The 23,678-nt window shown below is 68.4% G+C and carries 20 protein-coding genes; 11 read left to right on the top strand and 9 right to left on the bottom strand.

What is annotated here, in order from left to right; translation table 11 throughout:
* Nucleotides 1-156 precede the first annotated feature (156 nt).
* Together R9B84_RS26070 and R9B84_RS26065 are read right to left on the bottom strand one after the other, a co-directional pair.
* Nucleotides 157-1,353, bottom strand: a complete 1,197-nt coding sequence (locus tag R9B84_RS26070) for a porin (protein WP_423762895.1) — start codon at nucleotides 1,351-1,353, stop codon at nucleotides 157-159.
* Nucleotides 1,354-1,830: 477 nt separating this feature from the next.
* Entirely contained in the window at nucleotides 1,831-2,895 is a 1,065-nt protein-coding gene (locus R9B84_RS26065; RefSeq protein ID WP_423762894.1) for a phytoene/squalene synthase family protein, read from the bottom strand.
* A gap of 382 nt (nucleotides 2,896-3,277) precedes the next feature.
* On the opposite strand from R9B84_RS26065, the gene R9B84_RS26060 reads away from it, so the two are divergent.
* Complete coding sequence (locus tag R9B84_RS26060) at nucleotides 3,278-4,423, top strand: glycerophosphodiester phosphodiesterase (RefSeq protein ID WP_423762893.1); 1,146 nt, start codon at nucleotides 3,278-3,280, stop codon at nucleotides 4,421-4,423.
* 69 nt (nucleotides 4,424-4,492) lie between these two features.
* On the opposite strand, the gene R9B84_RS26055 is transcribed toward R9B84_RS26060, so the two are convergent.
* On the bottom strand, nucleotides 4,493-6,118 hold the full coding sequence (locus tag R9B84_RS26055) for a rhodanese-related sulfurtransferase (RefSeq protein WP_423762892.1): 1,626 nt from the start codon (nucleotides 6,116-6,118) through the stop codon (nucleotides 4,493-4,495).
* A 104-nt stretch (nucleotides 6,119-6,222) separates the two neighbouring features.
* Complete coding sequence (locus tag R9B84_RS26050; protein WP_423762891.1) at nucleotides 6,223-6,789, bottom strand: cysteine dioxygenase; 567 nt, start codon at nucleotides 6,787-6,789, stop codon at nucleotides 6,223-6,225.
* A gap of 17 nt (nucleotides 6,790-6,806) precedes the next feature.
* On the opposite strand from R9B84_RS26050, the gene R9B84_RS26045 reads away from it, so the two are divergent.
* Nucleotides 6,807-7,781, top strand: coding sequence for a LysR family transcriptional regulator (locus R9B84_RS26045; protein ID WP_423762890.1), 975 nt, complete (start codon nucleotides 6,807-6,809; stop codon nucleotides 7,779-7,781).
* A gap of 67 nt (nucleotides 7,782-7,848) precedes the next feature.
* On the opposite strand, the gene R9B84_RS26040 is transcribed toward R9B84_RS26045, so the two are convergent.
* Complete coding sequence (locus R9B84_RS26040) at nucleotides 7,849-9,186, bottom strand: acyl-CoA dehydrogenase family protein (protein WP_423762889.1); 1,338 nt, start codon at nucleotides 9,184-9,186, stop codon at nucleotides 7,849-7,851.
* Nucleotides 9,187-9,507: 321 nt separating this feature from the next.
* On the opposite strand from R9B84_RS26040, the gene R9B84_RS26035 reads away from it, so the two are divergent.
* From R9B84_RS26035 to R9B84_RS26000, 8 genes are all read left to right on the top strand, one after another.
* Nucleotides 9,508-10,593, top strand: coding sequence for an LLM class flavin-dependent oxidoreductase (locus tag R9B84_RS26035; RefSeq protein WP_047903415.1), 1,086 nt, complete (start codon nucleotides 9,508-9,510; stop codon nucleotides 10,591-10,593).
* A gap of 20 nt (nucleotides 10,594-10,613) precedes the next feature.
* Nucleotides 10,614-11,453 (top strand): class II aldolase/adducin family protein, encoded by an 840-nt coding sequence (locus tag R9B84_RS26030; RefSeq protein WP_423762888.1) that lies wholly within the window; start codon nucleotides 10,614-10,616, stop codon nucleotides 11,451-11,453.
* A gap of 33 nt (nucleotides 11,454-11,486) precedes the next feature.
* Nucleotides 11,487-12,521: an ABC transporter substrate-binding protein gene (locus R9B84_RS26025; RefSeq protein ID WP_423762887.1), complete on the top strand. Its 1,035-nt coding sequence runs from the start codon at nucleotides 11,487-11,489 to the stop codon at nucleotides 12,519-12,521.
* 4 nt (nucleotides 12,522-12,525) lie between these two features.
* Nucleotides 12,526-13,632 carry an ABC transporter permease gene (locus tag R9B84_RS26020; RefSeq protein WP_423762886.1) on the top strand — a complete coding sequence of 369 codons (1,107 nt, stop codon included), beginning with the start codon at nucleotides 12,526-12,528 and terminating at the stop codon, nucleotides 13,630-13,632.
* Entirely contained in the window at nucleotides 13,626-14,453 is an 828-nt protein-coding gene (locus R9B84_RS26015; protein ID WP_423762885.1) for an ABC transporter ATP-binding protein, read from the top strand. Before R9B84_RS26020 ends, R9B84_RS26015 begins: the two co-directional genes overlap by 7 nt.
* Before the next feature lie 50 nt (nucleotides 14,454-14,503).
* Nucleotides 14,504-15,685 (top strand): c-type cytochrome, encoded by a 1,182-nt coding sequence (locus R9B84_RS26010; RefSeq protein ID WP_423762884.1) that lies wholly within the window; start codon nucleotides 14,504-14,506, stop codon nucleotides 15,683-15,685.
* A 37-nt stretch (nucleotides 15,686-15,722) separates the two neighbouring features.
* On the top strand, nucleotides 15,723-16,676 hold the full coding sequence (locus R9B84_RS26005) for an ABC transporter substrate-binding protein (RefSeq protein ID WP_423762883.1): 954 nt from the start codon (nucleotides 15,723-15,725) through the stop codon (nucleotides 16,674-16,676).
* A gap of 93 nt (nucleotides 16,677-16,769) precedes the next feature.
* A complete protein-coding gene (locus R9B84_RS26000) occupies nucleotides 16,770-17,636 on the top strand; it encodes an MOSC domain-containing protein (RefSeq protein WP_423762882.1) in 867 nt (288 codons plus the stop codon).
* A 122-nt stretch (nucleotides 17,637-17,758) separates the two neighbouring features.
* On the opposite strand, the gene R9B84_RS25995 is transcribed toward R9B84_RS26000, so the two are convergent.
* The 4 genes from R9B84_RS25995 to R9B84_RS25980 all read right to left on the bottom strand — a co-directional run bounded on the left by R9B84_RS25995 (nucleotide 17,759) and on the right by R9B84_RS25980 (nucleotide 21,955).
* On the bottom strand, nucleotides 17,759-18,247 hold the full coding sequence (locus tag R9B84_RS25995; RefSeq protein ID WP_423762881.1) for a hypothetical protein: 489 nt from the start codon (nucleotides 18,245-18,247) through the stop codon (nucleotides 17,759-17,761).
* A gap of 272 nt (nucleotides 18,248-18,519) precedes the next feature.
* On the bottom strand, nucleotides 18,520-19,917 hold the full coding sequence (locus R9B84_RS25990; protein ID WP_423762880.1) for a sensor histidine kinase N-terminal domain-containing protein: 1,398 nt from the start codon (nucleotides 19,915-19,917) through the stop codon (nucleotides 18,520-18,522).
* Nucleotides 19,914-20,594, bottom strand: coding sequence for a response regulator (locus R9B84_RS25985; protein ID WP_006484260.1), 681 nt, complete (start codon nucleotides 20,592-20,594; stop codon nucleotides 19,914-19,916). Before R9B84_RS25985 ends, R9B84_RS25990 begins: the two co-directional genes overlap by 4 nt.
* Nucleotides 20,595-20,719: 125 nt before the next feature.
* A complete protein-coding gene (locus R9B84_RS25980; protein WP_423762879.1) occupies nucleotides 20,720-21,955 on the bottom strand; it encodes a multidrug effflux MFS transporter in 1,236 nt (411 codons plus the stop codon).
* Nucleotides 21,956-22,066: 111 nt separating this feature from the next.
* Here R9B84_RS25980 and R9B84_RS25975 point away from each other — a divergent pair, with 111 nt between their 5' ends.
* Nucleotides 22,067-23,554: a PLP-dependent aminotransferase family protein gene (locus tag R9B84_RS25975; protein ID WP_423762878.1), complete on the top strand. Its 1,488-nt coding sequence runs from the start codon at nucleotides 22,067-22,069 to the stop codon at nucleotides 23,552-23,554.
* Nucleotides 23,555-23,678 lie beyond the last annotated feature (124 nt).

Raw genomic sequence — 23,678 nt, 5'->3', positions numbered from 1 at the left:
GGTCAGGCTCGGCTGCGGTCGCCGCCCGCTTCCATTCGATGCCCGCCGATGACTGAACCCGCAATATGCGTAACGCGTGCCGCACATAAAAAAACCGACCCGAAGGCCGGTTTTTCATACCGCATGTCGTGAGCGGCGCTCGCGCGCCGCGCGACATTAGAAGCGGTGGATCAGGCCGACGCCGGCGGCGATCTGGTTCTGCTTCGAACCTGCGCCCACGCCGTCGCCGATCGACGTCGTTGCTGCCTGGATACCGGCAGCCTTGTTCAGCGTGTTGCCGCTCGCGTGCTGGTAAGCCTCAACTGCATACAGGCCCGTGCGCTTCGACAGGCTGTAGTACTGCGACAGCGTGACCTGGTGGTACTTGGCTGCGCTCGAGATGCCGTTCGACTGCGTTGCCGCCGTGTACGAGTAGCCTGCCGCGAAGTCCCACTGCGGCGCTGCCTTCCAGTGCAGCACGGCGCCTGCCGTGTTGAAGATCGCCGTGTTGCGGAACGCCGAACCGACTCCCGGCACGTACTGGACGTTCGTGTACGACACGGACACGTCCCATGCCGGCGTGAACTGGTAGCCGGCCGTCACACCGAGGCGCTGCTGCGTTTGCGCCGTTTGGTAGCCGCTGTTAATCGACGACACGGCCGGCTGGCCGCCGCTCGTGACCGTCGAATTGTCACCCCACACGCCGCCGCCGAGCGTCGAGTTGTTGACCTTCTGGAAGCCGACCGCGATGCCTGCCGGGCCGTTCAGGTACTGGATCGCCGCGCTCCACGTCGAGCCGCGGTTGAAGCTGCCTGCCACGCCGCCGAGCGAGTACGAACCGCCGACCGTGAAGCCGTAGAACTTCGGCGACATGTAGACGAGCGAGTTGTTCGCGCGGTAGCTGGTGTCCAGCGAGTCGATATCGCCCGGGTGCGCGCCGTAGTAACCGGTCAGCCAGGTCGTCGGGCTATACGGCGACAACAGCGTGTAGTACGCGGTGTACTGGCGGCCGGCCGTCAGCGTACCGTACGCGGCGTTGCTCAGACCAACCCACGCCTGACGCGTGAAGATGCCGTTCGCCCACTGCGACGAGCCGTTGTTCGCGTTGAAGCCGGCTTCCAACTGGAAAATCGCCTTCGTGCCGCCGCCGAGATCTTCGCTGCCCTTCAGGCCGAAGCGGCTGCCCGCCCAAATACCGGTGGCCATCTGCACCTTCGAGTGACCACCCGTGGTCGCGCCCGTGGCCGACGAGTTGTTCTGCCAAGCGATAGCGTTATCGACGATACCGTACAGGGTCACGCTGCTCTGGGCGTGGGCGGCGGTAGCGGCTGCAAGGCCCACTGCCGTCATGGCGAAAGCGACGCGCTTTTTCATTGATTCTCCGTCCTCAAAGAATGATTTCTTTTCTGGTGTGGTTTTATGACTGACACATGTGCGAGTACATGCCGGCGCAATTCTGACGGATTACCAATCATTTCCCAACATGTGCAGTCGGTCATCGTATGATCGACGCAACGCGCGGGTTCACCAAGCAGTTACATAACACCTGAAAACGCTTACGCGGCGGGCCTTCCCGGCATTTCCCGGTGAAAACCCTAGCTTTACATTTTTACTGGTGCAACGCGACCGACCGATGTCGTCAGACGCCTTCGGCAAATAATCCTCTTACAAATACGCGATCGCAGCTGACGCCGCGATTCACGCCGCCGCGCAGGATCGCTGACGTTCATGACACCCACATTTCGAGAAACGAAATCGTGAAAACGTTTCAGTCCGCGCCGGAAGATCGGATGGGAGCGGCCCGGCGAACGCGGGCCGAAGGACGATGCCGGCGCGGCGCGCCGGCGACATTCAACGCGACGCCGGCGACGCGAGCCGCGCGTTCACCGCATCGGCGAGCGCGGTCATCCGCGCACGGATCGCCGTGTTCGAGCCGACCAGCGCGAGCGACGACGCCATGATCCTGTAGATGCGTTTTCTCGGCACCTTGGCCGGCTTTGCCGGATCGAGCCACGCATCGTGGCCAGCGAGCAGCTCGAGCGTTTCGAGGCCGATCATGATCGGCCACAGGCACGCGAGCCGCAGCCGCACGAAGCGGCGCGGGATCGCGAGCGTATACAGGCACGCGTCGCGATACTGGTCGAGCGCGATGCGCAACAGGTCGACCAGCACGCCGCGCGCGCGCGCCGACGCGTCGGGCTGCATCAGGTCGGCGACGCCGAGCCCGTGCGCGCCCAGCACGTCGTCGGGCAGGTAGCAGCGGCCGATGCGCAGGTCCTTCGCGCAGTCGCGCAGGATGTTGGTCATCTGCAGCGCCTTGCCGAAACGGATGCCCTTCTCGCGCATGTCCGGCAGGTCCCAGCCGCGCGCGGCACGCGTGTGTGCGCCCGTCATGTCGGTCCAGAACTCGCCCACGCAGCCCGCGACGAGGTACGTGTAGCGGTCGAGCATGTCGCGCGTCGGCAGCGATGCGACCTGCCCCGACTGCTCGTCCGGGAATGAGCGCAGGTCGAATTCCATGCCTGAAGTCAGCGTTGCGACGACCTTGCGGATCGACGCGCGGTCGGCGTCCGGCTGTGCGCGCAGCAGCGCGAGCATCGGCTCCATCGAGCCGAGCAGCACGTGCTCGTGCGAATCCGTCTGCATCCGCGTCACGTCGTCGAGCGAACGCGACAGCGCCACGCCGTCGCCGAGCCGCTCGACCTCGTCGCGCAGGTCGGTCAGCAACGCCGCCCGGCGATCGGGTGCGACGAGCGCGGTGTCGGCGATCGTGTCGGCCGCGCGCGCAAGCAGGTACGCGAGGCCGACCGGGTCGCGCATGCCGTCAGGCAGCACGCGCAGCGTCAGGTAGAAGGAGCGGGAAACGTTCTTCAGCAGGTCGCCGAGCAGGTAGGCGGAATCGGTTCGGGTCGTCATGGGTCGGGAAAAATCGGCCGGCGCGGGCCCCGGACGCACACGGGCGCCGGGCGCCCGCGCCGGCCCGCGAGTCGCCGCATCGTCGCGCCGCGCGGGCGTCGGCCCGGGCGCTGCGATGCAAAATTCCCGCAAGTTTAGTGCATCCGGCGCGCGGCCTGCCCGGCGACGGCCGGAATGCGGCAGGCATACGGCCGCCGCGCCCCTCCCCGCCGCCCTCATCGCACCCTCGAACAAAACGGAAAGGACAAAGTAATACATATGTAATGATTCGATGCGACGATCGCGTCCCGTTCGATTCCGTATGGCACCGCATGACAGCCGCACCGGCGGAGCGAGCGCCCTTTTCCGATTTTTCCGACTCCCGTTTCGAAGGTTCATCGACATGTTCTTCACGCGCCCGAGCGCCCTGCGCTACGTCCCGTTCGCCTGTGCCGCCGCCTTCCTGCTCGCTGCGTGCAACGACGGCGACGACCTGACGTCCGATCCCACCCAGCCGATTTCCGCGAAGGTCCAGGTGGTCGGCCATCGCGGCGCGAGCGCGCTGCGCCCCGAACACACGCTCGCGTCGTACCGCAAGGCGATCGAGGACGGCGCGGACGTCATCGAGCCCGACCTCGTGTCGACGCGCGACGGCGTGCTCGTCGCGCGCCACGAGAACGAGATCTCGGGCACGACGAACGTGTCGGCGCTGCCGCAGTTCGCAAGCCGCAAGGCGACCAAGACGATCGACGGCGCGCAGCTCACGGGCTGGTTCACCGAGGATTTCACGCTCGCCGAGCTGAAGACGCTGCGTGCGCGCGAGCGCATTCCGCAGGTCCGCCCCGCGAACACCGCGTACAACGACCAGTTCGAGATTCCGACCTTCGACGAGATCGTCGCGCTCGCGAAGCAGATGTCCGCGCAGACCGGCCGCACGATCCACCTGTATCCGGAAACCAAGCATCCGACCTACTTCCAGTCGATCAACCTGCCGCTCGAGGACCGCCTCGTCGACGCGCTGCTGAACGATACGTACACGTCGCGCACCGCGACCGTCTACATCCAGTCGTTCGAAGTCGCGAACCTGAAGACGATCCGCAACCGGATCAAGTCGAGCCAGCCGAACTGGAAGCTCGTGCAGTTGATGGACGAAGCCGGCCAGCGCCCGTACGACTTCGTGAAGACGAACGACAAGCGCACCTACGGCGACCTGTCGACGCGCGACGGCATGCGCGAGATCGCGACCTATGCGAACGGCGTCGGCCCGTACAAGACGTCGATCATCGCGGTCGCCGCGGACGGCACGCTGCAGCAGCCGACGCCGTACGTGCGCTACGCGCATGAGGCGGGCCTCGTCGTGCATCCGTACACGTTCCGCCCGGAAAACAACTTCCTGCCGGCGTCGCTGAAGGACGGCGGCACGGCGGCCACGCGCAACACGGCCGGCTCGGTGCGCGAGATCCAGGCTTACCTGCGCGCCGGCATCGACGGCTTCTTCACCGACGATCCGGCGGTCGGCCGCACGGCTGTCGATACGTTCAAGCGCTGAACGTGCTGAACGTGCGGTAGCCGGGCGCGGCGCATTGCGTGCTGCCGCACCCGGTTGCCGCCGTATCGGTCAGATCACGCTGAAGTGGTGCGTGCCGTCCCGCTTCAGCTGATCGACCAGCCCGTATTCCCAGTCGAGATACGCCTGCATCGCGGCAGCCGCGTTGTCGGTGCCCTCATACGGGCGCCGGTAGCGGTCGACGCGCGGCGACGCGAGCCGCGTCTCGCCGCCTTCGAGCGGCAGCCCGGCATCGATCCATGCGGCCGTGCCGCCGGTCAGCACCGAGATGTCGGCCGATGCCGGCAGCAACGCGCGCGCGTCGTCCGCCGCGAACCGTGCGAGCAGGCTCGATCCGCACGTGAACACGTAGCGCTTCGCGGGCGGGATCCCCGCGAGCGCGTCGCGCAACTGCGCGCGCACGGCGAACCAGGCGCCCGGAATATGGCGCTTCACGTAATTCGCGCTGACCGTCACGTCGACGATCGCGAGTTCGCCGGGCGCGGCTTCCTTCAGCCAGCCCGCGAGCGTCGCGGGCGACACGTCGGTCGCGGGCGGCGTTGCGGGCACGTCGCGCGGCGGCTGGCCGTGCTCGCCAAACGCCGCCGCGCCGGCCGGTTCGACCACGCGCACGTCCCAGCCCATCTGTGCGAGCCACGACGCGGTCATGTCCGCGCGCACGCCGTCGTCGTCGGCGAGCACGATCCGCGCGCCGCGCACGGCCGCGTGATGGTCGGTCTCCTGCACGAGCTGGCCGCCCGGCGTGTTCAGGAAGCCCGGCAGGTGGCCGGCTTCATATTCCTCCGGCGTGCGCACGTCGAAGCGGTACAGCGTGCGGCCCGGCTCGTCGAGCGCGGCAACGTTCGCGAGCGCGACGCGCGGCACGCCGGCGCGTTCGGCCACAGCGCGCGCAGCCCGGCGCGCGTCGGCGCGCTGCGTCGCGTCGATCTCGTCCGGAAAGCGGCGCGCCGCGCCGTGCTCGAGCGTCTGGCCGGCGAGCGTCCAGCCGATCGTGCCGTTGCGCAGTGCCGCGACCGGGTTCGGCAGCCCCGCGTTGACGAGCGACTGCGTGCCGATGATGCTGCGCGTGCGACCCGCGCAGTTGACGACCACCTGCGTTGCCGGGTTCGGCGCGAGCGCGCGCACGCGCAGCACGAGTTCCGCGCCCGGCACGCTGGTCGAGGTCGGGATGTTCATCGTCTGGTATTCGTCGAAACGGCGCGCGTCGACGATCACGACATCGGCCTTCGCGTCGATCAGCGCCTGCACTTCCTGCGCGGACAGCGACGGCGTATGCCGCTCGGCCTCGACCCATTCGCCGAACGACTTGCTCGGCACGTTCACGTCGATGAACAGTTCGCCGCCCGCGGCCTGCCAGCCCGCGAGGCCGCCGTCGAGCAGCCGCACGTCGGTATAGCCGAGCTGCGCGAGCTTCGCGGCCGCGCGCGGCGCGAGATCCTCGCCGCCCGCTTCGCCGAACACGACGATCGGCGTGTCGCGGCGCGGAATCCGCGTCCACGCGTCGAGTTCGAGTTTGGACAGCGGAAAGTTGGCGGCCCACAGCGGGTGGCCCTGCGCGTACGGATCTTCCTCGCGTACGTCGATCAGCGCGATCTCGTCGCGGGCAAGCAGGCGCGCGCGCACGTCCTGGTACGACGCGGCGGGAAAGCGGGAGGTGGAATCGGCGGATTGCGTCACGGTGTCTCTGTCGGATTCTGTTGAAGTCGGTGAAGAAAGCGAAACGGATGAATCTTGGGCCTGCCGGCGCACGCCCGCAACGGGCCGCGCCGGCGGGCGCTGCATCAGGCGTTCGAATAGCCCGACACGAAAGGCTTCACGGTGCCGTCGTCCAGGTACACCGCGCGCTCGACCTTGCCGATGTTCGCGCCGTACGCATGGATGCTGATCGATACCTGGTCGGCGAATGCGTTGGTCACGCGATGGACGTCGCCGATGCGTGGCGACACGGCCTCGACCTCGCCCGGCCGCAGCAACACCGCTTCGCCCGCCGGCACGGGCTTGCCCGCTTCGTCGAATCGATAAGGCTGCGAAAACTCGCCGCCACGCAGCATCCCGATCAGCCCCCATACCGTGTGGTTGTGGATCGGCGTCGTCTGGCCGGGCCCCCACACGAAGCTGACGACCGAGAACCGTTCGTCCGGATCGAGATACAGCAGGTACTGCCGATAGCGCGCGGGATCGGGCTGCGCGAACGCGTCGGGCAACCAGTCGTCGTGTTCGACGAGCGCGGCGAGCAGCGCGCCGCCCTCGTCGAGGATGCGCGCCTCGTTCGCGCCGGACGCGAGTAGCGCACCCAGGCCGTCGACGAACGGGCGCAGCGGCGTCTGCTGCAACGAAAGCGTACTCATCGGCTGCCTCCTCGAATATGATGCCGAATATGATGGATCGTCATGATGCACCCGAAAGACCATGCAGAACAAACATGAAAATTAGCGATATCGACGCTTTTGCAGCGGTCGTCCGCTGCCAGACCCTGAGCCAGGCCGCGGCCGAGCTCGGGATGACGCAGCCCGCGATCACGCGGCGCGTCCAGAATCTCGAGGAAGCGCTCGGCGTGATCCTGCTCGATCGCAACACGAAGCCGCCGCGCCCGACCGATATCGGCCGGCAGGTATTCGAGCAGTGTCGCGCGATCCTGCGCGAAGTCGATGCGCTGCGCGAACTGACGGCCGGCCAGCAGCCGCCCGCCGGCGAATTCCGGATCGGTCTCACGCAGGGGCTCGGCGAACTGATGCTGCCCGCGCTCATCGCCGAACTCGCCGCGCAGTGGCCCGCGCTCGCGACGCAGGTCACGACCGCGTGGGGCGGCATGCTCGTCGAGCGCGTTGCACGCCGCGAACTCGACGCGGCGCTCGTGTTCCTCGCGCGCGAGATGGTGCTGCCGGCGCAGGTCGAGGGCGAACGGCTGCTGGCGACGCGGCTCGTCGCGGTCGGCCGCAAGGGCGACTGGCCGCGCCGCAGCTACCGGCTCGCCGATTGCCACGCGCGCGGCTGGGTGCTCAATCCCGACGGTTGCGGCTTTCGCGCGGGCCTGCGGCGCGCGCTGGACGCACAGGGCCTGCCGATGCCGGTCACGCTCGACACCTACGGCCGCGACCTGCAACTGCAGAGCGTCGCGAACGGCTTCGGCATCGGGCTGATGCCGCTGCCGCTGGTCGAAGGCAGCCCACTGCGCGACGCGCTCGAGATCGTGCCGCTCGCCGATTTCAAGCCGCAGATCGATCTGTGGCTGCTGCGCCGGCACGATGCGGCGCGCTTCGACGCGCCGCTTGCGGCCGTCGCCGCGCATGCGCGCGCGGCGTTCACGTTGCCAGAGCAGACGCAAGGCAAGGCTGCTTGACCATACAGGGCGGCGCCCGCATCGCACCGCCCTGTTTCTGTTTGCTTCCACAGCAGCGCGGCACAGCTCACGCATCGTTTCGGCCGCGTTCGTCCTCGTAGCGTGACACCTCGCCCGTGTCCGCCTTCGTTTCGCCCCGACTCGCCGCGTCAAGCACCGCACGCCCTGCGGCGATCGCAATCGCGTCGTCCTGCGGCGTATGCACGCGGCTGCACAGCACGTCGCGGTAGTGGCGTTCGAGCGGATTGCCACGGCTCAGCCCGTGGTTGCCCGACAGCTTCAGCGCCTGCTCGACCGCGCGGATCGCGTGCTCGGTCACGGTCCGCTTGACGAGGCCGCTCGTCGTCACCGACGGCGCGTTGCCGGCGTCGGTGCGCGCGATGTGATCGTCGAGCAGCACGCGGTTCGCATGCAGCCAGCCCTCGATTTCGCCGACGGCCTCCTGCACGCGCGGCAGCGTCGCCAGCGGCGCACCGAGCCCGCTCGGCGCACGCGTCGTCGCGAATCCGACCAGCCAGTCGCGCGACGCACGCGCCACCGCGTCGTACAGACTGCCGAGCAGCACGACCATCCACGCCTGCTGGTCGGCCTGCGCGTCGGCATCCGCATGCGTCGCGGCCGACACGGCCCACGCGTGCGGCGCGCGCACGTCGACCGCGTGGTCGGCCGGCAGCCGCACATCGTCGAATACGACCTCGTGACTGCCCGATGCGCGCAGGCCAAGGTGATTCCAGCTTTCGATCACGCGGATGCGGTCGCCGTCGGCATCACGGTCGCGCGGCACGAGAAACACGCCGACGCGCGGCTCCGGTTCATCCGTGCGCGCCCACACGGCCAGCCAGCGCAGCGCCGGAATCCCGGTGCTGTACAGCTTGTGGCCGGACAGCCGCCAGCCGTCGCCGTCGCGGCGCGCAACGGTGTCCGGCAGGCCGCCGCGCGACGGCGAACCGAGCGCCGGCTCGACGCGCAGCGCGTTGATCAGCGCGCCTTGCGCGACCGCGCTGTCGAACACCGCGCGCCGCGCCGGTGCCGGCCAGCGGTTGTCGGCACGGGCGAGCGCGCGATGCTGCAGATACGTCATCGTCAGCACCAGCGCGGTGGCCGGATCGGCGCACGCGACGGCGGCCACGATCCGGCTCGCCCGCGCGAGCGTCGCGCCCGCTCCGCCATGTTCGCGCGGCACGACCTGCGCGATCAGCCCCGCGCGATGCAGCCGCGCGAAGTTCTCGTGCGGAAAACGGCCGTCGACGTCGTTGCGGGCCGCGTCGGCGGCGAGTTCGGGGGCGAGGCGGTCGAGCAGCGCGGCGACGCGCGCGTCTTCTGCATCGTCCGAGTCTTCGGCAGGCAGAAGGCGCAGCGAAGGCTGCTGCGGCGACGGTGACGAAGCGGCAAGGCTGGCGGACATCGAGACGGATTCCCTGGGTAATACGCAAAGGCGACGCAGAGGCGACACAAAGGCGGCCACCGCAGCAAACGCCGCAATAGCGGCGATCGATCGTCATGCGGCGCGGTTTCGCGTGAAGTCGGCGATGTTGAACGTGTTGAACGCGCACTCGCCCGATCGTTCGTGAGCCCACAGCGTATGCGCAGTGCCCACCCACCCAAACCATGCAAATCTGATATTCAAATCGGGATTGATTATTTCCATTCCGCATGATCCCGGCGTTAACCTGCGCTCCATTCCTGCCCGGCCGTGCGCCGGGACGTCCCTGCACCGGAGACCCAGATGAGCGTCGAATTCATCGGCATGATCCAGAGCCAGAAGCAATCGGAAATCCACCCGCCGTCCGGGCCTGTGGTCGATCCCGATTACGTGCGCGACTTTGCGCGCGCCCACGAAACCGCCGGCTTCGACCGGATCCTCGTGCCGCATCACTCGACCGGCCCGTCGGCGACGCTGACGATCGCGTTCGCGGCGGCCGCGACCGAACGCATCCACTTCATGCTCGCGCATCGCCCGGGCTTCACCGCGCCGACGCTCGCCGCGCGGCAGATCGCGACGCTCGACCAGTTCAGCCGCGGCCGGCTCGCCGTGCACTTCATCTCCGGCGGCTCGGACAGCGAGCAGCAGCGCGACGGCGATTTCCTCGACCACGACGCGCGTTATGCACGCACCGACGAATACCTCGGCATCCTGCGGCGGATCTGGACCGAAGCGCAGCCGTTCGATCACGACGGCGCGCACTACCGCTTCAAGCAGGGTTTTTCGGAAGTGAAGCCGTTCCAGCAGCCGCATGTGCCGATCTACTTCGGCGGCGCATCGGAGGCCGCGCTCGCGGTGGCGGGCAAGCACGCAGACGTCTACGCACTGTGGGGCGAATCGCTCGACCAGGTGCGCGACCTGACGACGCGCGTGCGCGCCGAAGCCGCGCAGCACGGCCGGCAGGTGCGTTTCTCGGTATCGTTCCGCCCGATCCTCGCCGCGACCGAGGACGAAGCGTGGGCGCGCGCGCATCGCATCCTCGACGAAACACGCCGGCTGCGCGAAGCATCCGGCCTCGGCGCAGGCGGCCCGCAGCAGAGCGAAGGCGCGCGCCGCCTGCTCGCCGCGGCCGAACGCGGCTCGCGCGTCGACAAGCGGCTGTGGACCGAAATCGCGAAGCTCACCGGCGCACGCTCGAACTCGACGGCGCTCGTCGGCACGCCCGAGCAGGTCGCCGATGCGCTGCTCGACTACTACGACCTCGGCGTGACGACGTTCCTGATCCGCGGCTTCGATCCGCTGGAAGACGCGATCGACTACGGCCGCGAACTGATCCCGCGCGTGCGCAGCGCCGTCGCCGCACGCGACGCGGCGCGCCGCGCCGCATGACGCCAACGGAGCCGCACGCCATGTCCGCCGTCCTCGCCACGCCCGTCCGTACCGCATCGGGCCTCGTGCTCGCCGAAGCACCGCGCCAGCATTTCTGGTTCGACGCGCCCGCGCCGCGCATCGACGTCGCCGCCGAACGCCGCCACCGGCAGGAGCGGCTCGCGGCCGCGTTCCGCCTGTTCGCGCGCTACGGTTTCGCGTCCGGGCTCGCCGGCCACATCACCGCGCGCGATCCGGAACTGCCCGACCATTTCTGGGTGAATCCACTCGGCGTGCATTTCTCGCAGATCAAGGTGTCCGACCTGCTGCTCGTCAACGCGCGCGGCGAAACCGCGATCGGCACGCGGCCGCTGAACAAGGCCGCGTTCGCGATCCATGCGGCGATCCACGAAGCCCATCCGCACGTCGTCGCCGCAGCACATACGCATTCGACCTACGGCAAGGCGTGGTCGACGCTCGGCCGCCCGCTCGATCCGCTGACGCAGGACGCGTGCGTGTTCTACGAGGATCACGCGCTGTTCGACGACTTCACGGGGATGGTCGTCGACACGAGCGAAGGCGCGCGGATCGCACACGCGCTTTCGAAGCCGGACGGCGCCACGCACAAGGGCGCGATCCTGAAGAACCACGGGATCCTGACGGCCGGCCCGACCGTCGAGGCCGCCGCGTGGTGGTACATCGCGCTCGACAACGTCGCGCACACGCAGTTGCTGGCCGAAGCGGCCGGCACGCCGCAGCCGATCGATCATGCGACGGCGCGCCATACGCATGGCCAGATCGGCGGCCCCGAAGGCGCACTGCACGCGTTCGACAGCCTGTTCGCGCGCGTCGTCGCCGACGAACCCGACCTGCTCGACTGAGCGCCCTTCCGCACGACCGGAGACCCGACCACCATGACCCAATCCACCGCACCCGCGCCGGCCATCGCGCACGACGACAAACGCCGCAGGCTGCTGCGCGCGGCCGGCGCCGCCGCGCTCGCCGCGCCGGCGATCACGCTCGGCCGCAACGCATGGTCCGCGCCGCCGCTGAAGAAGCTCACGTTCGCGTGGAACCAGAACGCCTTCTGCCTGACGCCGATCGTCGTCGCGCAGGAGCGCGGCTTCTTCGAGAAGAACGGCCTGAAGGTCGACCTGATCAACTACAGCGGGTCGACCGACCAGTTGCTCGAATCGATCGCGACCGGCAAGGCCGATGCGGCGGTCGGGATGATCCACCGCTGGCTGAAGCCGCTCGAAGCCGGCTTCGACGTGAAGATCATCGGCAGTTCGCACGGCGGCTGCGTGCGGCTGGTCGGCGCGAAGGCGGCCGGCGTCACGACGCTGCAGGCGCTGAAGGGCAAGACGGTCGGCGTCAGTGATCTCGCCGCGCCCGGCAAGCATTTCTTCTCGATCCTGCTCGCGAAGAACGGGATCGATCCCGAACGCGACATCACATGGCGGCAGTATCCGGCCGACCTGCTCGGTGTCGCGGTCGACAAGGGCGAGATCCACGCGATCGCCGACGGCGACCCGAACCTCTTCCTGCTCGAAAAGCGCAGCAACGGCGCGTACACGGAACTCGCGACCAACCTGTCCGGCGAATACGCGCGCAAGGTGTGCTGCGTGATCGGCGCGCGCGGCGATCTCGTGCGCAACGACCGGCCGGCGGCCGCCGCGCTCGCGCGTTCGATCGTGCAGGCGACCGAGTTCACGCACGACAACCCGAACGAAGCCGCGAAGGTGTTCGCGAAGTATTCGCCGAAGATCAGCCCCGACGACCTGCGCAAGCTGTACGCGACGCTCACCTACACGCATCACCCGACCAACGTCGACCTGCAGCAGGAAATCGCGTTCTATGCGGACGATTTCCGCCGCATCAGCGTGCTGAAGAAAAGCACGGACCCGCAGCGCTTCGCGCAGCAGGTCTATGCGAACGTGCTGGGGTGACGCGATGTCGACGATCGAACACGCTTCCTCCGCACGCACCGCATCGGCACCGGCCGGCGGCGCCAATGTGTCCACTGCCGCCACTGCGTCCGCGCGCATCGCCTGCACGGCCTGCGAAGCCACGCTCGCGGCCGAAGCCCGCCGCGCCCGCACCTGGCCGACCGGCATCGTCGCCGCATTCGCGTGGGCCGCGCTCGGCGCGCTCACGCAACTGTGGCCGAACCGCGTCGTCGGCTTCACCGACTGGGCGTACACGGACACGTTCGGCACGGCAGCCTGGTCGATCGCCGCGTTGCTGCTCGTCGTCGCGACGCTCGGCCATCTCGTCCCCGCCACGCGCACGCGGCTCGCGCGCGTGCGTCCGGCCGGCCCGTGGCTCGTCGCGCTGCCGCTCGTGCTCGCCGCCTGGGAAATCGTCACAGCGAAAACCGGCTGGCTGCCGACGCCGTTCTTCGCGCCGCCGCAGGCGCTGATCGAGGTCTACGTCGACGACTGGCCGCGCCTGCTCGGCAGCGCCGGCAACACGCTGAAGCTGCTCGCGCTCGGCTTTGCGTACGGCGTCGCGGTCGGCTTCGCCGTCGGCGTATCGATCGGCTGGTCGCGCCGCATCGGCTACTGGGTACACCCCGTGCTGCGCGTGCTCGGCCCCGTGCCGGCCACCGCGCTGCTGCCGCTCACGTTCTACTTCTTCCCGTCGAGCTATTCGGCCGCCGCGTTCCTGATCGCGCTGTCGACCGGCTTCCCGGTCGCCGTGCTGACATGGTCGGGCGTCGCGAGCGTCAACCGGCAGTACTACGACGTCGCGCGCACGCTCGGCGCGAACGCGCGCTTCCTCGTGCTGCGCGTCGCGATTCCGGCCGCGCTGCCGCACGTGTTCGTCGGCATCTTCATGGGGCTGAGCGCGTCGTTCACGGTGCTGGTCGTCGCCGAGATGATGGGCGTCAAGTCGGGGCTCGGCTGGTACCTGAGCTGGGCGCAGGGCTGGGCATCGTACGTGAACATGTATGCGGCGCTGATCGTGATGGCGCTGCTGTTTTCCGGGCTGATCGCGCTGCTGTTCGCGGTGCGCGACCGCGTGCTCGCGTGGCAGAAAGGAACCGTCAAATGGTAAGCGCCGCCGTACTCGAACCGCCCGTTGCCGCTTCGCCCGCCACTTCGTCCACCACCACGGCGCCACGCGGCGCGCGCATCGACATCCGCCGCGTGAGCCATGCGTTCGACGGCCCCGGCGGCCCGCTGCCGGTGCTCGACGACGTGACGCTATCGGTCGCGGCCGGCGAATTCGTCGCGCTGCTCGGCCCGAGCGGCTGCGGGAAATCGACGCTGCTGCGCCTCGTCGCGGGCCTCGACGCCGCGCGGCAAGGCACGATCGCGCAGGACGGCGTGCCGATCGAGCAACCCGATCCGTCGCGGATCGTCGTGTTCCAGGACCCGACGCTGTACCCATGGCGGCGTGTGCGCGCGAACGTCGCGCTCGGCCTCGAAGCGCGTGGCGTGGCGCGGGTCGCGCAGCATCGCGTCGACGATGCGCTCGCGCGCGTCGGGCTGCAGGAATTCTCGAACGTGTTTCCGCATCAGTTGTCCGGCGGGATGGCGCAGCGTGTCGCGCTTGCCCGCGCGCTCGTCAACGATCCGCGCCTGCTGATTCTCGACGAGCCGCTCGGCAAGCTCGATTCGCTGACGCGGCTCACGATGCAGGCCGAGCTGACCGCCCTGTGGCAACGCGACGGGTTCTCCGCGCTGCTCGTCACGCACGATGTCGAGGAAGCGCTGTTCCTCGCGCAGCGCGTGATCGTGTTCGGGCCGCGTCCGGCACGAATCGTCGCCGAATTGCACGTCGACCTGCCCTACCCGCGCCATCGCGGCGACCCGCGCCTCGCCGAACTGCGCCACGACGCGCTGCGGCATCTCGGGCTCGATGCGAGCTGGTAGATGCAGGGTGCCGTTCGACGATTGGCCGCCGCGCGGCAAAGACGTGTGCGATGAATGCACCGCCGTTCTCCGACTGGGCGCTCGCCTTCCTGCAACTGCTGTATCGCGCGCAAATCGCATTGGCGCGCGTGCTGCATGCGGTCGGCCTGATCGGCGACGCCGACGGTCAGGCTGCGTGGCCGTGGGCGCACCGGATCGCACTCGAGACGCTGCGCATCGACGCGGGACTCACGCGGCAACTCGCGTTCGCCGGTGCGGCGACGGCACTCGCCGTGGCGCTCGGCTTCGTCGCAATCGCTTCGCGCAAGTGGCGTTTCGCATCCGCGATCGCCGCGCTCGCCGTTGCATGGTTCGCGCCTTGGCCGCCGTCGTCACTGTGGCTGTCACCCGCCGTGCCGACGAGTTTCCAGCGCGACCCGGCGCCGTTTTCGGTATCGAACGTGATGCGCGGCGCGCACCTGTATGCACAACACTGCGCGGCGTGCCACGGCGCGGACGGCCGGGGCGAAGGGCCGCTCGCGGCCACGCTTTCGCACTGGCCGCCGACCTTTGCCGGGTCGCTGCTCGCGCGCCGCCTCGACGGCGAGCTGTTCTGGCGTGTGCGCCACGGCACGCGCGACGAGCACGGCGCACCGACGATGCCCGGCTTTGCGGCGACGCTCGGCCCGCAGGACACGTGGGCCGTGCTCGACTACCTGAAAGCGCTCTCTGCTGGCAGCGGCGCGCAGGCGGAAGGCGCGTGGCCCGTGCCCGTCCCGCTGCCGGCGCTCGACGTGCGCTGCGGCGGCGCCGCGCCGCAATCGCTCGATCGCTGGCGCGAAGGCCAGCGCGTGCGCATCGTCGCGCTCGCGCCGGGCGCCGCACCACCGCCGGAAGACGCTCGCTGGCAAACCTTGCTCGTCACCGCGCGCGGCGCGCCCGTGCCGCCGGCATCCGGCACGCGTGCGAACTGCGTCGCGTCGACGCCCGATGCATGGCTCGCGTTCGCGACGATTGCCGGCGTGGCACCCGACGCGCTCGGCGGCACGCAACTGCTCGCCGATCGGCGCGGCTGGTTGCGGGCGCGTGCGCTGCCGGGCAGCGCCGGTTGGTCCGATGCCGACCTGCTGTGTCGTTCCGACGCCGCTGCACGGCCGCCCGTACCCGCCGCGAACGGCGATCCGCTGACCGCGCTGCTGCTGCGCGTCGACGCGGAACCCGTGCGCGACGTGCAGGCCGGGCTCCCGCACTGAATTCCCGAACCTCTCTTTCGATCGACCGAACTTCACGATGAATCCGACCCGACGCCATTTCCTCGCACAGGCGAGCGCCCTCGCCACGATCGCAGCGGCCCCGGCCGCGTTGCGCGCGCAATCGGGCGCACGGCCGCTGCTGCGCGCCGGCGACCAGAAAGGCGGGCTGCGCGCGCTGCTCGAAGCGGCCGGCGAACTGAACGGCCTCGCATACGACATCGCGTGGACCGAGTTCCCGGCCGCCGCGCCGCTCGCCGAAGCGCTGAACGCGGCCGCCGTCGATTGCGGGCCGATCGGCGATGCGCCTGTGATCTTCGCGCTCGCGTCGGGCGCACGCATCAAGGTGATCGGCGCGAACCGTTCCGATCCGTACGGCACGGCCGTGCTCGTGCGGCCCGACGCGGCGCTGAAAGGCGCGGCCGACCTGAAGGGCAAGCGCATCGGCACCACGCGTGGCTCGATCGGCCATTTCGTCACGTTGAAGGCGCTCGACGCGGCCGGCCTGCCGCCCGATGCCGTGTCGTTCCGCTTCCTGCCGCCGGCCGACACGATGCTCGCGCTCGCGACCGGATCGATCGACGCATGGGCGACGTGGGAGCCCTATACCGCGCTCGCCGAAACGAGCGGCCGCGCGCGCGTGCTCGTCAACGGCCGCGGCCTGTGGTCGGGCCTCAGCTATCTCGCGGCGACCGACGCGGCGATCGCGTCGAAGCGCGACGTCCTGCACGATTTCATGCGGCGCGTCGTGCGCGCGCAGGCCTGGTCGTACCGGCATGTCGACGCGTATTCCGCGGCGCTCGCGCGCATCATCGGCATTCCGCCGGCAGCCGCGAAGCTGCAGTTCGAGCGCCGCAACACGCGCTGGCTGCCGCTCGATGCGACGGTGATCGCCGAACAGCAGCGTACGGCCGACTTCTATCTGAAGGCCGGGCTGTTGCGCCAGCCGCTCGACGTGCGCACGACCTTCGACGCGGGCTTCCCGCTCGCATGACGGGCCGCGCGGCGATACGCAACCGCCCGAACGGCTTCAGCACGATCTGGCACAATCGCCCTTTGACCATCCACGTCATTCGAAGCCAGCGCCATGCCAGCCATCAGCGAACTTTTCGTCTACCCGATCAAATCCTGCGCCGGCATCGCGCTGCCGCGCGCGCAACTGCTCGAAACGGGCCTCGCCTACGACCGCCGCTGGCTGATCACCGATCCGGACGGGCAGATGATCACGCAGCGCACGCACCCGCGCCTCGCGCTGATCCGCACCGCGCTCGACAGCGATGCACTCGTGCTGAACGCGCCGGGCATGCGCGAGATCCGCACGCCGCTCGACGGCGATGTATCGCCCGCAACGCCAAAAATGGCCGCGACCGTCTGGCGTGACACGGTCGACGCGATCGACACGGGCGCCGAAACGGCCGCATGGCTCACCGAATATCTCGGCATGCCCACCAAGCTTGCGCGCTTCGGCCCCGACGCCCGTCGCGGCTGCGACCGCAACCGGACGGGCGAAATCGATACGCACACGCAATTCGCGGACGCCTATCCGCTGCTCGTGATCGGCCAGTCGTCGCTCGACGACCTGAACGCGCGGCTCATCGCGAAAGGCGCGCCGGCGATCCCGATGAACCGCTTCCGCCCGAACATCGTCGTGTCGGATCTCGATGCATACGAAGAGGATTTCGTCGAACACTTCGATACGGAAGGCGCGACACCCGTGCGGCTGCGCCTCGTGAAGCTGTGCACGCGCTGCCCGATGCCGACGATCGACCAGGCCACCGGCGCACCCGATCCCGCGTGGCCACACGAGCCGACCGACACGATGCAGACCTATCGCGCGAATCCGAATTACGAGGATGCACTGACGTTCGGCATCAACGCGATCGTCGTCGAAGGCGCCGGCGCGTGGCTCGAAATCGGGCAGTCGGTCGAAGCGGAGATCGGGTTCGGCGATTAGAAAATCGCGAACCCGCATGAATGGCGCAAGGCGCTGAATCGGAAGGCGGCGCATGCGATCGTTTACCGCAATGCGCCACCGGATTCGATTTCAGACAATACGCCGATTGATTTCTGCTGGAATCACAATTCCGTAATCTTTGCGTCGCTCACCGTGATCTTTTCTTCCGGATTTTGGGGATCGACGCTCGTGTAGTTGGCCGTTCCGGTTTTCGAACCCTGCGGAATAAGGGAGGACAAATCCAGCACCGGAAACAGTGCCGGCGGGATGCCATGATACTTGTTGACGGGAATGATCCCGCCGACGTAACCATGCACGTGCAGCAAAAGCGACCGTACCAGAAGAGCGGACGCGCTTTCCTCTTCCTTTGACGGGAAGTAGGTATAGTTTCCGCCGATCGTGATTCTGGCCACGTTATTGGGCCGATGGGCCCAGATAATCGTGCCGGAGCCTTGCAGCGAGCCCGAGGGATGCTCGAATTCCGGGTGGAAAGCAGCGGCAAAGCGGATGGCCGGCGCCTGTCCCTTTCCTGACGTGACGTGCCCACCGCTGATTCTGAATCGTTTGACGAAAATCTCCGGCAGAACTTCTTCATCGAGTGTCGTGGCCATGGCCTTGCCCTCACTTAATTGTGGAAAATTACGATTCATCCCTGAATTGACGAGACGAAGCCGCGTATTGAACGGCTGATTCAGCTTAGGTCGGATAATCGGAATTTGTAGCTGTTATAAATAGCAGCATGTCACGTGATTATAAAAATACTCAATTCCACTATTGATTTTTTCGATTTTCTAAAATCTCGCGATTGTGCATGATGGCGCAGATAATCACCTGCGCTCCGCATATCCACCGTCGCCCGGAAAACACAATCCGAAATGTGTTTCTAAAGGCTGATCGGCAGCGCCACCGTGACCATCAGCCCGGCGCCGCCCGCATCGGCCAGCGCCACCGTGCCCTGGTGCACGCGTGCGATCTCCCGCACGATCGACAGCCCGAGCCCCGTCCCTTCGACCGTCTGCGTCTTGCTGCCGCGATGAAAGCGCTCGAACACCGCGTCGCGCTCGTCGGCCGGAATGCCCGGCCCGTTGTCGATCACGTCGAGCCGTGCATGCTCGCCGTCGCGCGACACGCGCACCGTGATCACCGCGCGGTCGCCCGCATAACGAATCGCGTTGTCGATCAGGTTGCCGATCATTTCGCCGAGCAGGTCGGACTGCCCATGCACGTCGACGTCGGCCTCGTGCTCGAAGCCGAGATCGATGTCGCGCGCGCGTGCGACGGGCGACCAGTCGAGCGTCACGCTGCGCGCGAGCCGGTGCAGCGCGACCGGCTTGTGCGCGACCGCATGGCCGCTGTCCGAATCGAGCCGCGACAGCGACAGCAGTTGCTGGACGATCTTCGCGGCCTGCCGCACCGCGCCGTTCGCGCGCCGCAGGTGACCGTTCACGCGCGTCTGCTCGTCGGGCCGCAGCGCAAGCTCGACACCGGCCTGCACGGCCGCGAGCGGTGTCTTCAGTTGATGGGCCGCATCGGCGAAGAAGCGGCGCCGCGCGACCTGCATCCGCTGCGTGCGGCCGATGTACTGGTTGATCGAATCGACGAGCGGCGTTAGCTCGCTCGGCATCGCGCCCGTGTCGAGCGGCGTCGTGTCGTCCTCGCTGCGCGCGGCGACCGTCGCCGACAGTCGGTTCAGCGGCCGCAGCCCGCGCCCGACGCCGAGCCATACGATCCCGAGCGCGAGCACGACGAGCAGCCCTTCCTGCAGCAGCGAACCGACCAGGATCTCGCGCGCGAGCGCCTGGCGCGCCTCGATCGTCTCGCCGACCATCACCCAGACGATGCGCGACTGCGCGGTCGGCACGTCGTGCACGGGTATGCGCAGCGCGGCCATCCGCAACTGCTCGCCGCGATAGACGACGTCGTAGTAGCGCGTGACGAACAGCGCGCCGTCGCCCGTGTCGCGGCCCTGCGGCAGCGGCAGGTCCGGGTAGCCGGTAATCGTGTGGCCGTTGTCCTCGCGGATCAGGTAGTAGATCTTGCCGCCGTCGCTCGATTCGAGCATTTCGAGCGCGAGATACGGCAGGTCGACCTCGATCTCGCCGTCGTTGAGCCGCACGCCTTCGCGGATCGACTTCAGCGACGACGACAGCGTGCGGTCGAACGCGACGTGCGCGGCGCTCATCGCGCGCTGGTACGTGAGCCACGAGTCGAGCGCGAGCAGGCCGAGCAGCGGCAGCAGCAGCCACAGCGCGACCTGGGTGCGCAGGTTCGGACGGGTCATTCAGCGGTCTCCGCCTTCGCTTCGAGCAAATACCCGAGCCCGCGCAGCGTGACGATCGCGACGCCCGTGTTCTCGAGCTTCTTCCGCAGCCGGTACACGTAGATCTCGATCGCGTCGGCGTTGACCGACTCGTCGAGCCCGAAGATCTTCTCCGACAGCGTGTCCTTGTTGATCGCGCGACCGTTGCGCAGGATCAGCACCTCGAGCACCGAGCGCTCGCGCGGCGTGAGCGACAGCGGTTCGCCCGCAAGGTGGAAGCTGCGGTCGATACTGTCGTACGAAAGCGGTCCGCATTCGACGCGCGAATGCTCGTGGCCGAGGCTGCGCCGGATCAGCGCGCGGGCGCGCGCCTCCAGTTCGGTCAGTTCGAACGGCTTCGCGAGATAGTCGTCGGCGCCGAGATCGAGCCCCTTCACGCGGTCCTCGACCGACCCGTGCGCGGTGAGGATCAGCACCGGCACCGGATTGCGGCGCGCGCGCAGCCGCCGCAGCACCTCCAGCCCGTCGAGCTTCGGCAGCCCGAGATCGAGGATCACCAGCGCGTAATCCTGCGTGCGCAGCACGTGGTCCGCCGCCTCCCCGTCCGCCATGTGATCGACCGCGAAGCGCGCGGCGCTCAGCGCGTCGTTCAGCGACTGCGCCAGGTTCGGATTGTCTTCGACGAGTAGCACACGCATGGGGATTCCGGTAAGGTCAGCGACAGGCCGCTACATTACATGATCCTTTCCATGTCGACGCCTCGCGGAAACACCGGTTGCGCCGCCCCTGCGAACCCGCGTCGCCCGGTCCGGCCGACCGTCGGTCATCGCTCGGCGGCGGGACGGCTCCCCGTCGCGAAGCGCGAACCGTCGGTCACGCGCCGCTCGCGAAGACCGACGACCACCGCCAGGAACGCGGCGCTCGCGCCGACCGTGACGGCAATCATCGGGCGGGCGGCGCCGTCCGACAGCCACGCCAGCACGCCGCCGCACGCGGCCGTGATCGCCATCTGGATAAAGAAGAAGAGCCCGGACGCCGTACCGGCGATCGTCGTGTACGGCTGCATCACCGCAAACTGACAGGCCGGAATCGCGATCCCGACGGCGATCATCACGACGAACATCGGCACGACGAGGGCCGCCACCGCAGTGGGGGCGATCGCACCGCAGCCCCACAGCGCGATAGCGCCGACCAGATTGACGGCGGCCGCCGCCACGATCACCGAATCGGCTTTCCAGCGGCCGCTGGTCCGCGCGAACACGCTCGAACCGATCAGGTAGCCGAGCACCGTCAGGCCGAAGATCGCGGCATAGACCGGGCCGGACACGCCCATTTGCCGCTGGAACAGCGTCGACGATTCCGCGATGAACGGATAGTACGTGCAGTAAGCGAAGCTGATCGCCAGCGAGTAGCGCAGGAAGCGGCGCTCGCGCAGCAGGCCGGCATAGGTCCGCAGGAGCCCGGGGCCGAGCGCCGGCCGCGCATCGTATTCGCGGGTCTCGGGCAGGTAGCGCAGCACCATCGCCGTCGCGACGAGCCCGCCCGCCGCCAGCCATCCGAACACGCCGCGCCAGCCGAGCCACTCGGCGACCGCGCTGCCTGCCAGCGGCGCAATCACCGGCGACAGCGCCATGCCGGCCGAGATTCGACCGAGCATCGTCGCCTGCATCGCGGTCGGAAAGCGCTCGCGCACGATGACGCGCCCGATCACCGTTCCGCTGCAGCCGCCCAGTGCCTGGAAGATGCGTGCGGCGATGATCGCCGGGATGCTCGTCGACAGCGCGCAGGCAACGCTCGCGATCGCGTAGACGCACAGGCCGCCGACGAGTACCGGACGGCGGCCGTACCGATCGGACAACGGCCCCGACACCAGCATCGACAGCGCATAGCCGACCATGTAGAGGGTCAGCGTGAGCTGCAACTGGGCGTCGGTGCCGTGGAGTGCATCCGCCATCGCAGGCAGCGACGGCAGGTAGGCGTCGATCGTGACCCGCGGCAGGCACACGACGAGCATCAACAGGAACAGCCAGCCCCATTGGGGCAAGGAACGCGTCTTCATGCGGTGTGTCCGTCTCCGGTCGAATGGATGGGGTTGGTGTGGTCGACAGCAATCTAAGGGGAAAGTGATATAAGCTGAAGGACCATTAAATCGATCATAGACTGGACCACTATGCCGCGAGGCAAAGCCGCGATTCCGCTTGATCTGCCGTGCCCTTCCGGGCTGTCGACCGGCAGCCCGCAGTCGAAGCAGGCGTGCATTGCCGACGCGATTCGCGACGCGATCCTGAAGCGCCTGCTTCCCGGCGACAGCCCGCTGCCGTCCAGCCGGACCCTTGCCGCACGCTGGGGCGTCGCGCGGGGAACCGTCGAAGCGGCGTACGACCTGCTGTGCTCCGAGGGCTACATCGCACGCACGCGCGGCTCCGGGTCGCGGGTCTGCGCAGTGGTGCCGGACAGCTATCTGCGCGCGGCCGCGCAGTCGCGCGACGGCAGCCCCCGCCGCCCCGACACGCCCCGCGCGTCGGCGGGCACGACGGATGCGGCCGCGCCGGAACATGGCGTGCGCCCGGGCGTCCCGTTCGTCGCGCGGCTCGCCGATCCCGGCCTGATGCCGATGCAGCAATGGAAGAAGGCGCTCGGCGCAAGCCTGCTTGCCGCGACGGCGAACGACCTCGGGGCAACGCCGTCGCAAGGCGTCGAAAGCCTTCGCGCTGAAATCGCAGCCTACCTGCGGGAATACCGCGGCATTCCGTGCGAGGCCGGCGACATCTTCATCACGACCGGCATCCGGCATTCGATCGATCTCGTCGCGCGCACGCTGCTCGCGCCCGGCTCGACGGTGCTGATGGAAGATCCCGGTTATGCGTCGGCCTGGCAGATTTTCACGATCGCAGGCGCGACCGTGATCGACGTGCCCGTCGATCGGGAAGGGATCGACACGGCGTCGCTGGATCGCCACCCCGATGCGCGCGCGGCCTACGTGACGCCCGCCCATCAGGCGCCACTCGGCGTCACGATGTCGGTGTCGCGCCGGCTCGAACTGCTCGACTGGGCGCAGCGCAACCGCGCGTGGATCATCGAAGACGACTACGACGGCGAATTCAGTTACCAGACCGCCCCGCTGCCCGCGCTGAAATCGCTCGACGCCTGCGATCGCGTGATCTACTGCGGCTCGTTCAACAAGACGTTGTTCTCGGGGCTGCGGATCGGCTTCATGGTCGTGCCGGCGGAACTGCGGCCGATGCTGTCGGCCGTGTGGCACGCGACCGCGCGCTCCGTCGGCGTGGCGCCCCAGCTCGCGCTGGCCCGCTTCATCGCGCACGGCGATTTTGCGAAGCACCTGCGCGCCAGCCGCCACGCGTACCGCCAGCGGCGCGACATCGTGCTCGACCAGCTCGCGAAACACGCCGGCGGGCGGTACACGGTGTCCGGCGAGCACGCGGGGTTTCATTTCGTGCTGTGGCTGCCGCCCGGGACGGACGACGCGTCGTACGTCGCGCAAGCCGACGCGGCCGGCGTCGCGTTGCAGACGATCCGCGGGTTCTGTCGAAGCGCCGACTGCGAAGCGGGCGTCGTCGTCGGGTATTCGGCACTGACGACCGCGCACGCGCGGCATGGCGGCCGGATCCTCGCAAAGCTGCTGGCGCAACCCGCATAGCCGCCTTTGCCCTCGTTGCCGCGTTCGGCGGCAACCCGCTTCCTTCCCTTTTCAAACCGGGCCGCGCGCCGCGAAAACCGCGGCCACCGTCGTTTCGACCTCGGGAAATCCATGACACAAAGGA

The sequence above is a fragment of the Burkholderia sp. NLJ2 genome (genome assembly GCF_049487195.1).
GTDB classification, from domain to species: domain Bacteria; phylum Pseudomonadota; class Gammaproteobacteria; order Burkholderiales; family Burkholderiaceae; genus Burkholderia; species Burkholderia pyrrocinia.
This window is presented reverse-complemented; position numbering and strand designations above follow the sequence as displayed.